At 71.5% G+C, this 12883-nt stretch carries 11 protein-coding genes; 7 read left to right on the top strand and 4 right to left on the bottom strand.

The window, feature by feature from the left end; genetic code table 11:
* Positions 1–14 precede the first annotated feature (14 nt).
* Positions 15–788 carry a PaaX family transcriptional regulator C-terminal domain-containing protein gene (locus HNR67_RS46590; protein ID WP_185000057.1) on the bottom strand — a complete coding sequence of 258 codons (774 nt, stop codon included), beginning with the start codon at positions 786–788 and terminating at the stop codon, positions 15–17.
* Between the two features lie 162 nt (positions 789–950).
* Here HNR67_RS46590 and HNR67_RS00635 point away from each other — a divergent pair, with 162 nt between their 5' ends.
* Together HNR67_RS00635 and HNR67_RS00630 are read left to right on the top strand one after the other, a co-directional pair.
* A complete protein-coding gene (locus HNR67_RS00635) occupies positions 951–1118 on the top strand; it encodes a DUF3117 domain-containing protein (protein ID WP_149848953.1) in 168 nt (55 codons plus the stop codon).
* A 138-nt stretch (positions 1119–1256) separates the two neighbouring features.
* Positions 1257–2771 (top strand): leucyl aminopeptidase family protein, encoded by a 1515-nt coding sequence (locus HNR67_RS00630; protein WP_185000056.1) that lies wholly within the window; start codon positions 1257–1259, stop codon positions 2769–2771.
* Here the strand turns inward: HNR67_RS00630 and HNR67_RS00625 are convergent.
* Complete coding sequence (locus tag HNR67_RS00625) at positions 2762–3679, bottom strand: LysR family transcriptional regulator (protein WP_185000055.1); 918 nt, start codon at positions 3677–3679, stop codon at positions 2762–2764. The two genes, HNR67_RS00630 and HNR67_RS00625, sit on opposite strands and share 10 nt — an antisense overlap.
* Before the next feature lie 66 nt (positions 3680–3745).
* Here HNR67_RS00625 and HNR67_RS00620 point away from each other — a divergent pair, with 66 nt between their 5' ends.
* Complete coding sequence (locus HNR67_RS00620; RefSeq protein WP_185000054.1) at positions 3746–5101, top strand: MFS transporter; 1356 nt, start codon at positions 3746–3748, stop codon at positions 5099–5101.
* A 1422-nt stretch (positions 5102–6523) separates the two neighbouring features.
* Here the strand turns inward: HNR67_RS00620 and glgA are convergent.
* Positions 6524–7702 carry a glycogen synthase gene (gene glgA, locus HNR67_RS00615; RefSeq protein WP_185009908.1) on the bottom strand — a complete coding sequence of 393 codons (1179 nt, stop codon included), beginning with the start codon at positions 7700–7702 and terminating at the stop codon, positions 6524–6526.
* A 28-nt stretch (positions 7703–7730) separates the two neighbouring features.
* Between glgA and glgC the strand changes: the two genes are divergently transcribed.
* Positions 7731–8945 carry a glucose-1-phosphate adenylyltransferase gene (glgC, locus tag HNR67_RS00610; RefSeq protein ID WP_185000053.1) on the top strand — a complete coding sequence of 405 codons (1215 nt, stop codon included), beginning with the start codon at positions 7731–7733 and terminating at the stop codon, positions 8943–8945.
* Between the two features lie 201 nt (positions 8946–9146).
* On the opposite strand, the gene HNR67_RS00605 is transcribed toward glgC, so the two are convergent.
* Complete coding sequence (locus tag HNR67_RS00605) at positions 9147–9797, bottom strand: O-methyltransferase (protein ID WP_312986173.1); 651 nt, start codon at positions 9795–9797, stop codon at positions 9147–9149.
* A gap of 293 nt (positions 9798–10090) precedes the next feature.
* Here HNR67_RS00605 and sigE point away from each other — a divergent pair, with 293 nt between their 5' ends.
* The 3 genes from sigE to HNR67_RS00590 are packed head-to-tail and all read left to right on the top strand — an operon-like array spanning position 10091 to position 12865.
* Complete coding sequence (gene sigE, locus HNR67_RS00600) at positions 10091–10684, top strand: RNA polymerase sigma factor SigE (RefSeq protein ID WP_185000052.1); 594 nt, start codon at positions 10091–10093, stop codon at positions 10682–10684.
* A complete protein-coding gene (locus tag HNR67_RS00595) occupies positions 10681–11298 on the top strand; it encodes an anti-sigma factor family protein (RefSeq protein WP_185000051.1) in 618 nt (205 codons plus the stop codon). The genes sigE and HNR67_RS00595 overlap by 4 nt, the downstream gene beginning before the upstream one ends.
* Before the next feature lie 58 nt (positions 11299–11356).
* A complete protein-coding gene (locus HNR67_RS00590; RefSeq protein WP_185000050.1) occupies positions 11357–12865 on the top strand; it encodes a S1C family serine protease in 1509 nt (502 codons plus the stop codon).
* The last annotated feature ends 18 nt before the right edge of the window (positions 12866–12883 follow it).

Raw genomic sequence — 12883 nt, 5'->3', positions numbered from 1 at the left:
CAGCGTTGAGTTGGTCAGTCGAGACAGCTCTCCAGGAACGCGACCGCGCCCCTGGCCAGCTTCTGGGTGCTGGTGTCGAAGAACCGGGCCGCGGTATGCCCCGGCCAGTCCGCCGGCAGCAGCTGCGGCGGCAGGCCAGGGTCACGAAACAAGAACTTTCTCCACGCGTGCAGCAGCTCCTGGCTGGCGGCGAAGGCCGAGGGCGGCGAGGCCGGGTCCACAGCGGACAGTCGGGGCTCCCAGTCGGCCACGAAGTGCTGGTAGTCCGCACCCAGTGCGCCCAGGTCCCAGGCCTTGCTGGCCAGCTCCACATCGCTGCCCTCGTGCGCGGCGAAGAAGGTGCGCGCGGCGATCCGCTCGGTGCTCAGCAGCTCGGAAAGCTCAGGTGAGGACCGGGGTGCGACCCAAGTCACTGGACCCAACTCTCCGTAACCCAGCAACTTCAGCGAGGAAGTGAGTTCCTCCCGCGCGGGCCGGGCCGGCAGCTCCTCCAGGACCACCAGATGCCACTGGCCGTCCCATGTGGACGGACGCGTTCGATAGATTCGCGCACCCGCCTCGTCGAGCCTCCGCTCGGCTCGCGGGGTGAGCGCGTAACCTGGGCTCCCGTGCAGCCGAACGGGCTTCAACCAGCCCTGACGGACCGTCCGCGACACCGCGGTACGCACGGCAGGAGCGGCGAAACCCAACGGCTCCAACAGCCGGACCAGCGCGGCGACGGTCGCCGCACCGCCCCTGGCACGAAGATGTCCGCCATAGACGTCGAACAACGCTGAACGAGCCCGCACGACGGCCGAGTCTGTCAGTCCGCAGACTCCTCGACCAGCCCGAGCGCGACACGAGATGATCGGTTCGGTTTCGCAGGTGCGTACATATGGGGGACAATGGAGACCTACCGGTATGTCGGGGGATGTGCCGGCGGGGAAGGTTGTTGACGGAGGGAGCACGCGATGGCGGCCATGAAGCCCCGGACCGGTGACGGTCCCCTGGAGGTCACCAAGGAGGGCCGCGGCATTGTCATGCGCGTTCCGCTGGAAGGTGGGGGGCGCCTCGTCGTCGAGATGTCGGCGGAGGAGGCAAGCAACCTGGGCGATGCCTTGAAGGCCGCCGCCGGCTGACGCCGTTCACCAGGTTCCGCTTTCTTTCAGTCCCCGGTTTGCCTCACGCAAGCCGGGGACTTGTTACGTTCACACGACGGTGTGCGAAGGTTCAACTCCGCCGCACGTTCCCAGTCGTTTCGCCCTGGAGGTCCTTCAGTGCCATCCGTGGTGCCCACCGCGCCCAGCCCGGTGCCCGAAGTCACGATCGCGCGCAAACGGCGTAAGGCCGCGCCGCCGGTTGTGTTGGCGCACAAGGGCGAACAGGGTCTGGAGGTCGGCACCGGCGCGGACTCCCTCGACCTGCCCGCAGGCTGGAGCGACGCGCTCGCGCTGACCGGTTCGGCCGGTGAGACCCGGGTGGTGCCGGCCGCGGGCAGCGGACTGGCCTGGGTGCTCGGACTGGGTGCCGGCACGGTGAAGGACTGGCGTTCGGCGGGCGCGGCACTGGTCCGGGCGGCCGACGCGCGGGCCGCCGCGGATGAGGAGAACGGCCGTACCCCGGCCAAGCAGTTGCAGGTGCTGCTGCCCTCGGATGCCGACGCCGAGCGGGTGGCCGCGTTCACCACCGGGGTCTCGCTCGGCGGCTACAAGTTCAAGGTCACCGGCGGCAAGCAGGCCCCGGTCACCAAGGCGGTCGAGCTGGTGCTGCCCGAGGGCGTGGACGCCCCGGAGCTGTCCGCGGCGGTCGCCGGAGCCGCGCAACGCGCCCGGGTGACCTCGATCGCACGTGATCTTGCTAACACCCCCTCGGATGTCAAGGACCCGGCCTGGCTGGCGAGCACCGCGGCCCGGCTCGGCAAGGGCGTCGACGGCCTGACCGTGACCGTGCGGGACGAGAAGTGGCTGGCGAAGCAGGGCTTCGGCGGCGTGCTCGCGGTCGGCGGCGGTTCCTCCCGCCCGCCCCGCTTCGTCGAACTGACCTGGCGGCCCGAACAGGTCACCGCCGACTCCCCGCACCTGGTGCTGGTCGGCAAGGGCATCACCTTCGACACCGGCGGCATCTCGATCAAGCCCGCGGCCGGCATGCACCTGATGCGCACCGACATGGCAGGCGGGGCCGCGGTGATCGCCGCGCTGCTGGGCATCGCCGCGCTCAAGCTCCCGGTCAAGGTGACCGGCCTGGTGCCGTGCGCGGAGAACCACGTCTCCGGCACCGCCTACCGGCCCGGCGACGTGGTCCGGCACTACGGCGGCACCACCACCGAGGTCACCAACACCGACGCCGAGGGCCGGATGGTGCTGGCCGACGCGCTCGCCTACGGCGTGGTCACCCACCAGCCTGATCTGCTCCTCGACGTGGCCACGCTGACCGGCGCGATGAAGGTCTCCCTCGGCACCCGCACCGGCGGCCTGTTCGCCACCGACGAGGACCTGGCCGAGCGGATCACCGGCGCGGGCGCCCGGGTTGGCGAGGCATGGTGGCGGATGCCGCTGCTGGCCGCGCACGAGGACGACGTGCGCAGCGAGCTGGCCGACCTGCGGCAGTGCCCGCCGGGACCGGGCGGGGTCACCGCCGCGCTGTTCCTGCGCGAGTTCACCGCCGGACTGCCCTGGGCGCACCTGGACATCGCGGGCCCGGCCCGCGCGGAGAAGGCCTACGACGAGGTCACCGGCGGCGCCACCGGCTTCGCCGCGCGCACCCTGGTGGAACTGGTCGCCGGTTACGCCTGAGCCGGGGCGGCGCGCAGCGTGAAATCCCGGAAGGCGCGGACCGCGGGCGGCAGTCGCTGACCCGCGGCCCAGACCAGTTCCACGGTCCGGACCAGCCGCGGCGTCAGCTCCACCTCGACCACCCCCGGCGGGCGCATCCGCTCGGCCGGGGGTAGCAGGGACACGCCCAGCCCGGCCGAGACCAGGCCGCGCAGGGTCTCGGTCTCCTGCCCCTCGAAGGCGATCCGCGGCGTGAACCCGGCCGCCGCGCACAGCTCGTCGGTGATCAGGCGCAGGCCGAAACCGGGTTCGAGCTGCACGAAGTCGTCCTCGGCCAGTTCGGCCACGCCGATCTCGGCCCGGCCGGCCAGCGGATGCTGCTCGGGCAGCACCACCACCAGGCGCTGGTCCAGGATCGGCACCCGGTGCAGCCGGTCAGGGAATCCGCTGGGCGTGGCCGCGGTGAGCACCAGGTCCAGTTCGCCGGTGAGCAGCTTGGCCACGATGTGGATGTGCGCGGCCTGGGCCAGGCTGAACCGGACGCCGGGGTGTTCGGCGCGGAAGCGGCGCAGCAGGTCCGGCACCAGCGAGCGGCCGAAGACGTGCAGGAAGCCCAGTGCCACGTGCCCGCGTTCCGGATCGACCTCCTCGGCGGCCCGGCGGCAGCCGCCCTCCAGTACCGCGAGCGCCTCGGTGGCCGCCTCGGCGAGCAGTTGACCGGCCCTGGTGAGCCGGATGCCGCGGCCCTGCCGGGTGACCAGCGGGGCGCCCAGGGTGCGGCCCAGTTCGGCCACCCATCGGGTCACTGTGGGCTGGGGCACGCCGAGGGACTCGGCCGTCCGGGTCACATGGCGGTGCTCGGCCAGTGCCCGCAGCAGTTCCAGGCGTGGGGCCAGCGCGTTGACCAGCGGTTCGGTCGACTCATCCATGAGGGTATGGATCGTCGCACATTCCGACATTGGACGTATTAGAAAACGATTCCTACGGTCGGGGCCATGACCTCGGAGCGCTGGCGGCAAGCCCGGCTGACCCTCGGTGTGGCCGCCGGCGGGTTCACCGTCTTCGCGCTGCTCTACGCGCCCCAGTCGGTGCTGCCGGTGCTGGCCACCGGTTTCCGGCTGACCGAGGCGGAGGCCGCGCTCTCGGTCACCCTGGCCACCCTCGCGCTGGCCGTCGGCGTGCTGCCGCTGGCCATGCTGTCGGAGGCGGTGGGCAGGCGGCCGGTGATGATCGGCGCGCTGGTCACCGCGGTCGCGATCGGGCTGCTCTGCCCGCTGGCCGGGGACTTCGGCACGCTGCTGATCCTGCGCGCGGCCCAGGGCCTCGCGGTGGCCGGACTGCCCGCGGTGGCCATGGCCTACCTGGCCGAGGAGATCGAACCGGGCCGGGTGGGCGCGGCGATGGGGCGCTATGTCGGGGCCAACTCACTCGGCGGGCTGTCCGGGCGGCTGATCTCCGGGCTGGCCACCGGCTGGGGCGGCTGGCAGAGCGGACTGACCGCGGCCGCGGCGCTGGCCACGGTCAGCGGCCTGTGCGCGATCCTGCTGATGCCGCGCTCCAGGGCCGGGCGGCCGGGGCTGCGGCTGCCGGCGGTGCTGGGCGGGGTGCGCACCGCGCTGCGCGATCCGGTGCTGTTCGGGCCGTACGCGGTGGCCATGCTGATGACCGGGGTGTTCGTCGCGGTGCACAACGTGGTGACCTTCCGGCTCACCGACGCCCCGTTCTCGCTGGCCCCGGCCGTGGTCTCGCTGGTCTTCCTCTGTTACGCCGCGGGCAGCGGCGGCTCGGCGCTGGCCGGGAAACTGGCCGACCGGCGTGGCCGGTTGCCGGTGCTGCTGTGCGCGATCGGCTTCGTGCTGACCGGCCTGTTGCTGACGCTGCCGGACAACCTGCCGCTGATCGTGGTCGGCCTGACCGTGTTCACCGGCGGGTTCTTCGCGGTGCACGCGGTGGCCAGCGGCTGGGTCGGCGCCCGCGCCCCGGCCGCGGCGCGCGGTCAGGCATCAGCGATCTACCTGCTCTTCTACTACCTGGGCAGCAGTGTCGGCGGCACCCTCGGCGGCCTGGTCTACGCGCCATTCGGCTGGAGCGGCGTGGTGATCATGTCCTGCTGCTGGGTGCTGGCCGCCGGTGGCGCGGCGGTGGCCGCGGGCCTGGCCTGGCGGTCCGACCGAGGGGTGCGGCTGGCTCAGAAGTCCAGGGACAGGGTCATCGCCGGACTGGCCGCGGAGAAGCTGAACGAGCCGCGGCTGGGCAGGGTCACCGTGCCGGTGGACAGCGACACCGTCACCGAGGGCACGTTGGCCGGGACCTCCACCACCAGCGCGGTCGGGAAGACGTCCCCGCCGTAACGCAGGCCCTTGAGCGGGGCCTTGCTGCCGTTGGGCAGCTTCACCACGATGTGCTCGCCGGTGAGCGGTCCGCCGAGTGCCTCCGGCAGGCTGCCCTCGCCGCGGACCCTGATCTCCAGCAGTGCCTTGCCCGGATCCGCGGTGATCACCTGTAGCCGTCCCGCGCTGTCCAGCACCGGCCGTTGCAGGCCCAGCCGCACGCCCTGCACGGTGAGCCGGGCCGTGCCGGAGCTGCCCTTGTGCTGGAAGGTCAGGTCCTGACCCGCGGTGGTCGGGGCCGCCCCGTAACCCGCCCGGCGCAGCGCCTCCGGCAGCGGGTAACTGGACTTGCCGCTGGGCAGTTCGATCTGCTGCTCCACCCCCGGACTGGGTTTGGACCGCAGCACCAGCTTGGCCGGGGCCTGGCCGGTGTCCTTGGCAGGCAGGGTGAAGACCAGGAAGAAGCCGCCGAAGGTGGGCAGCTGCGAGTCCGGCACGTCGTGCCAGCCATCCGGCAGGTCCAGTGCCAGCTCCGGCCGCGGCGGCGCGCCCCTGGCCCAGCTCAGCTCGGTCAGCTCCTGGTCGAGCTGGCTGATCCGGTCGCTGTGCAGGCGCAGCACCGCCAGCCTGCTGCCCGGTTCCGGGCTGAGCACCCCGCCGTCAGGCAGGGTGAACTGCTGCGGGTTGCCCCAGCCGGTGGCCTTGATGCTGAGGAAGTCGTCCCTGACCTTGATCGCGTCGGCCGGGATGAGGCCCAGGTCGCCGTTGGTCTTGCCGCCGGTGTCCGCGACCACCGCGAAGAAGCCAGGACCGGCGCTGCGCTGCTCGGACCCGCTCGGCTTGGCCTCGGTGCCGTCCACCCGCACCATCTCGGTGGACGGCGTGCTGGAGGTGCCCGGCTCGGGCAGTTTCGGCTCGCCGACGGCGAACTGGCCGTTCTGCTGGGTCAGCGGCACCGGGATCCAGTCCGGCGCCGGTCCGGTGCCGGGCACCTGCACCGGACCGCACCAGAGCGTGTCGGTGACGTTCACCGCCCGGCCCTGCTGGGTCTGGGTGTTCGGGTCCACCTTGGCGAACCAGCAGTGCACGCTGCCGTCCCCGGAGCGGGCCACCTTCTGCTGGGCCAGCGCCCTGGTGATGGACGCCTCGGCCGCGGCCTGCAGGTGCTGGCCGCCGCTGAGCCGCTTGCCGCCGATGGCGACGTCGATGGGCACCGGTGCGGGGTCGGGCTTGGGTGCTTCCGGCGGCGCGGCACAGCCCGCGCCAAGGAGCACCACCGCGAGCACGCTCGTACGCAGCACTCCGTCGGCACACACCGCCACGACAAACCCCTCCGGTAGTGGAGATCAATTCCCTCTACCGGCTAATGCGCAGAATCGGGTTGCGGGGTTGTATGGTTACAGAAAGATCAAACTGTGATGGCGGTCACGGCCATTCGGCGTACTACTGTCCGAGCGCGCTTCGGTACACGTCAACGGTCTGCGCGGCCATCGTGGCCCAGGAGAACTCCGTCTCGGCCCGCCGACGGCCCGCCTCGCCCATGGCGTGCGCCCGCGCCGGATCGGCCAGCAGCTCGTTCACCGCGTCGGCCAGTCCGGCCTCGAAGGCAGCGGGTTCGGTCTCCGCGTAGTGCACCAGCAGCCCGGTCTCACCGTCGTTGACCACCTCCGGGATGCCGCCCACGTCCGAGGCCACCACCGCGGTGCCGCAGGCCATCGCCTCCAGGTTCACGATGCCCAGCGGCTCGTAGACCGAGGGGCAGACGAACACGGTGGCGTGCGAGAGCACCTGCCGGACCTCGTGCTGCTCCAGCATCTTCTGGATCCAGAACACCCCCGGCCGGACCGCGGACAGCTCGGCCACCGCGGCCGCGGTCGACTCGGCGATCTCCGGGGTGTCCGGCGCGCCCGCGCAGAGCACCAGCTGGGCCGCCGGGTCGATCCGGTGCGCGGCCGCGACCAGGTGCCCGACGCCCTTCTGCCTGGTGATCCGGCCGACGAAGGCCACGATCGGCCGGTCGGGGTCGATGCCGAAGCGCTCCAGCGCGTCGGTCTCCCGGACCGGGTGGTACTTGGCGCTGTCGATGCCGTTGCGCACCACGTGCACCCTGGCCGGGTCCAGCTCCGGGTAGCAGTCCAGCACGTCGGCCCGCATGCCCTCGCTGACCGCGATGATCGCGTCCGCGGCCGCGTAGGCGGTGCGCTCCACCCAGGAGGAGAGCCGGTAGCCGCCGCCGAGCTGCTCGGCCTTCCACGGCCTGCGCGGCTCCAGCGAGTGCGCGGTGATCACGTGCGGGATGCCGTGCAGCAGCCCGGCCAGGTGCCCGGCCATGTTGGCGTACCAGGTGTGGCTGTGCACCAGCTCCGCGCCGCCCACCGCGTCCACCATGGACAGATCAACGCCCAGCGTGCTCAGCGCCGGGTTGGCGTGTTCCAGTCCAGGTGGGACGGAGTGCGCGACCGCATCCGGCCTCGGTTCCCCGAAACAGTGCACGTCCACCTGCACGATGGACCGCAGTTCCGGTGTCAGGAACCCGACATGCACACCAGCCCCGCCGTAGACGTCCGGCGGAAATTCCCGTGTCAGCAACGCAACTCGCACGCTTCGGGAGGCTAGTCGCAGCGAAGCGGCACATATAGGGTCGGTGATCGTGAGAGGCCAGCCGCACGTCCTCGGAATCGTGCTCGCGGGCGGGGAAGGCAAGCGGCTGTTCCCGCTGACCGCGGACCGGGCGAAACCAGCGGTGCCGTTCGGCGGCAACTACCGCCTGATCGACTTCGTGCTGTCCAACCTGGTGAACGCCGGGCTGACCCAGATCTGCGTGCTGACGCAGTACAAATCCCATTCCCTGGACCGGCACATCTCCACCACGTGGCGGTTGTCCAGCGTGCTCGGGCAGTACATCACCCCGGTGCCAGCCCAGCAGCGGCTCGGTCCGCGCTGGTACACCGGCAGCGCGGACGCGATCTACCAGTCGCTCAACCTGGTGCACGACGAGCGGCCGGACCACATCGTGGTCTTCGGCGCCGACCACGTGTACCGGATGGACCCGGCGCAGATGATCCGCCAGCACGTGGAGTCCGGCGCCGGGGTCACCGTGGCAGGCATCCGGGTGCCGAGGGCGGAGGCCAAGGCCTTCGGCTGCATCGACGCCGACGCCAGCGGCAAGATCACCCGGTTCCTGGAGAAGCCCAGCGAGCCGCCGGGCACCCCGGACGACCCCGAGGTGACCTTCGCCTCCATGGGCAACTACGTCTTCCGCACCGAGACGCTGCTGGAGGCGCTGCGCCAGGACTCGGCCAACCCCGACTCCGACCACGACATGGGCGGCGACATCATCCCCATGCTGGTGGAACGGGACCAGGCCGCGGTCTACGACTTCGCCGACAACAACGTGCCCGGCGCCACCGACCGGGACCGCGGCTACTGGCGCGACGTCGGGACCCTGGACGCCTACTACGACGCGCACATGGACCTGGTCTCCATCCACCCGGTGTTCAACCTCTACAACCAGGCCTGGCCCATCCGCACCGCCACCCCACCGCTGGCCCCGGCCAAGTTCGTGCAGGGCGGCACCGCGCAGGAGTCCATCGTCGGCCCTGGCTCGATCGTCTCCGGCCTGGTCAGCAACTCGGTGATCAGCTCCGACGTGCTCATCGAGGCAGGCGCCCAGGTCCAGGGCAGCGTGCTCATGCCCGGCGTCCGGATCGGCCGCGGCGCGATGGTCCGCGGCGCGATCCTGGACAAGAACGTGGTGGTCGAGCCAGGCGCGGGCATCGGCGTGAGCCTGGCCGCCGACCGCGAGCGCTACACCGTCTCAGCAGGCGGCATCGTCGTCCTCGGCAAGGGCGTCCGAGCCGACTAACCCGCCCACAACGGCCAACCTGGCGTACAACAACGGCCAACACTCCGTACGAAAACGGCCAACACGACGTACGAAAACGGCCAACACGCGGTGAGCTTGAAACCCCTCGCGCGTGTTGGCCGAACTCGTACGGGGTGTTGGCCGTTCTTGTACGGGGTGTTGGCCGTTTTCGTACGGGTGTTTGGCTGTTGTGGGCGGGGGTCAGCCTGCTTTGGCGGCCAGTAGGAGGCCGTCGCCGAGTGGGAGCAGCACCGGGACCAGGCGTTCGTCCGCGCGGACCAGCCGGGCCACCTCGCGCATGCCGTTGGTGTCCGGGTCCTTGTACGCCGGGTCGACCACCCGGCCGTGCCAGAGCGCGTTGTCGAAGGCGATGACGCCGCCGGGTCGCAGCAGCCGGACGCCTTCCTCCAGGTATCGCGGGTACTCGGCCTTGGCCGCGTCCACGAACACCAGGTCGTAGCCACCGTCGGTGAGCCGGGGCAGCACGTCGAGGGCCTGGCCCAGGATCAGCCGGGTGCGACCGGGGCTGACGCCTGCGGCCACGAACGCCCGCCGGGCAGCCCGCTGGTGCTCCGGCTCCAGGTCGATCGAGGTCAGCACGCCGTCGGCGGCCATGCCGCGGAGCAGCCACACCCCGCTCACCCCGGCGCCGGTGCCGACCTCGACCACCACCCTGGCCTGCAGGGCGGCCGCGAGGAAGCGCAGCGCTGAGCCGCCGCTGGGCGCGATGGGCATACAGCCCAGCTCGCGGCCGCGGGCTCGGGCGGAAGCCAGCACCTCGTCCTCGGCGAGGTAGTCCTCCACGTAGTCGCGCAGGGCCGATGCAGAGGTGGTCGGCGTCTCCGGTGTCACGAGCGGGAAGGTTACTGGCAGCAACCCATCGCGCGGGTGTACGCGCCGTATCGAACGCCCATCAGGGCAGTGCCCGGCGGGTAAGTACACCCGGACGGCGGTTCCGGAGGATTCTCAGGCTGTTCTCAGCTCGCTCTAACCCCGCCCTCACCGGCCTCGGACACAGTAGGTCGAACAAGAAGCAGAGGGTGAACCAGAAGTACCCGTGGCGCGTCCTGGGAACTAAAGACAAACCCCGAAGCGTTGACTCGACAGGGCGGAGCAACCGCCCGCAGGAGGTGCCAACCCGCACGATGCGTACCCAGGAGAGAGGCCTGGCCACCGGCACGGCGACCGCCGTCCCGGCTGAGGTGGCCGAGTGGAAGGTCCCCACGTGGGACGAGGTGGTGCGTGAGCACGCCGACCGGGTGTACCGGCTGGCCTACCGCCTGACCGGTAACCAGCACGACGCCGAAGACCTCACCCAGGAGACGTTCATCCGCGTCTTCCGGCACCTGACCGCGTACAAGCCGGGCACCTTCGAGGGCTGGCTGCACCGGATCACCACCAACCTGTTCCTGGACATGGTCCGGCGCAAGCAGCGGGTCAAGATGGAGGGCCTGCCGGACGACCAGGACCGCATCGCCGACGACGGCCCCACGCCGGAGGAGGTCTACGAGGAGACCCACCTCAGCCCGGAGCTGCAGGCCGCGCTGGACGAGGTCCCGCCGGAGTTTCGCGCCGCTGTTGTTCTTTGCGACGTGGAGGGGTTGTCCTACGAGGAGATCGGCGCGACGCTGGGCGTGAAGCTCGGCACCGTGCGCAGCCGGATCCACCGGGGCCGGCAGGCAATGAAGGCGGCGCTGGAACGGCACCGCGAACTCGCTTCGTTGGAGGAGAACGGATGACGGACCTGCGCGGTTGGGTCAGGTCGGAACAGCACCTCACCCCGGACGCGATCGTCGCGTTCGTCGACGGGGAGCTGTCACCGGTGGCCCACGACCGAGCGTCCGCGCACGTGGCCAGGTGCCCACGGTGCGCGGCCGAGGTCTCCGCCCAGCGTTCGGCCCAGGCCGCGGTCCGCGCCGCGGGCACCCCTGGCATCTCCAACCGCCTGATGGCCTCCCTGTGCGCGATCCCGCAGGAGGTCGAGCTGCCGGCGATGCCGGACGAGCTGGCGGTCACCGCGGACGGGCAGCTCGTCACCGTGCAGCGGCCCAACGCCGCCCGTGCGGCCGCCGCGGCCCGCCCGGTCAGCGGCTTCGGCTCCGGCCCCGTGCTGGGTGGGAGCACTCCCTTCGGCGCGGGCCCGTCCTTCGGGAGCCAGCGCCGCTTCGGTCTCGGCAACCGCCGGGTGCGCAACGGCGCGGGCATGGTCGTCTCCGGCTTCATGCTCGGCGCGCTCGCCCTGGCCGTCCCGGCCGCCTCCGCGCCGGTCGCCGACGTCAACCAGCAGCCCTCCCAGGGCGGCCTCATCGGCAAGGTCCCGTCGGGCATCCCCGCGCAGCTGACCGGCCGGTAGACCGCACACTTCCTCCGCGTACGAGGACTTCACCAACTCTTTGGCAGGCTCGAGGACGATGAGCGAGCAGCAGCCCAGCACAGGTCAGCCCGGCGCGGGAGAGCGGCCGCGGCTCGAGCCGCGCCCGCTGCACCGTCCCGCCGTCGATCCGGCGCAGTCCGCGGTGTTCAGCCGCCCCACCGGGGTGGACAGCGCCTTCGACCCGCATCGTCCGGAGACGCCCGGCAACGGCATCCGGCTGTCCGCGCCGCCGCCCGAGGCGCTGAGCAAGGCCTTCGGCCGTCCGGCGAACTCCCCGGAACTGCTCCAGCGCCCGCCCGGCGAGCAGCCGGTCGACCCGCGGCCCGAGCCGGAACCGGTGCTGTGGTCGGCCAACGGCCAGCCCGAGGGCCCGGCCTGGCGCGATCCGGCCGCCGGCGCCGTGCTCGGCCCGCCAGCGGGTGCCGCCAGCGCCGCGCCGTCCACGCCCCGCCCCGCGCTCACCGGACCCGGTGCCCGGCTCAGCCTGCGTGAACTCGCCTTCGGCAAGCGCCTGACCCCGGCCGCACTGCTCGGCCTGGTCGGCTTCGTGCTGGTGATCAGCCTGGTCGGCGGCGTCGTCGGCAGGCTCACCGCGGAGGGCGCCAACCCGCTCAACGACCCGGACGCCACCCTGGCCGAGGTCTCCCCTGGCAAGGAACGCGAGCCAGGCTCGCTGGCCAGCCTGGCCAAGAAGGTGCTGCCCTCGGTGGTCTCCATCGAGGTCCGCCTCGGCGACAGCGGCGGCCTCGGCTCCGGCGTGGTGATCGACGGCAAGGGCTACGTGATCACCAACAACCACGTGGTCGAGATGGCGGCCAACGCGCAGAACGCCAAGGTCGAGGTCGTCTTCCACGACAGCCAGCGGGCCCCGGCCCGGATCGTGGGCCGCGACCCCAAGAACGACCTGGCCGTGCTCAAGGTCGAGGTCTCCAACCTGACCGTGGCCCAGATCGGCAAGTCCGGCGACCTGCAGGTCGGCGACAAGGTGATCGCCATCGGCAACCCGCTCGGCCTGGCAGGCTCGGTCAGCGAGGGCATCGTCTCCGCGGTCAACCGGCCGTTCCGGATCGAGGACGTGGTCTTCAACGCGGTGCAGACCGACGCCGCGATCAACCAGGGCAACTCCGGCGGCGCGCTGGTCGACTCCACCGGCGCCCTGATCGGCATCAACACCGCGATCGTCTCCCGCAGCGGCGGCTCGGTCGGCCTGGGCTTCGCCATCCCGATCGACGACGCCAAGGTCATCGCCGAGGCGCTCATCCGCGGCGGCACGGTCAAGCACCCCGACATCGGCCTGAACCTCAAGTCGGTGATGAACGCCACCGTCAGCGGGGCCCAGGTGCAGAACGTGGTGCAGAACGGCTCGGCCGCGGCCGCGGGCATCCAGGAGGGCGATGTGATCCTCAAGCTGGGCGAGCGCAACATCAAGAACGCCGACGAGCTGCTGGTGGCGGTGCAACAGCACAAGATCGGCGAGACGGTGCCGGTGCTGCTGGCCCGGCAGGGCCGCCAACTGACCCTCAACGTCACGCTGAAGTCCGACTAGTCTGAGCTTGTCAGGCAA

Source organism: Crossiella cryophila (assembly GCF_014204915.1).
Lineage (GTDB): Bacteria > Actinomycetota > Actinomycetes > Mycobacteriales > Pseudonocardiaceae > Crossiella > Crossiella cryophila.
The sequence above is the reverse complement of the archived record's forward strand: the minus strand, read 5'-3'. Positions and strand labels throughout refer to the sequence as shown.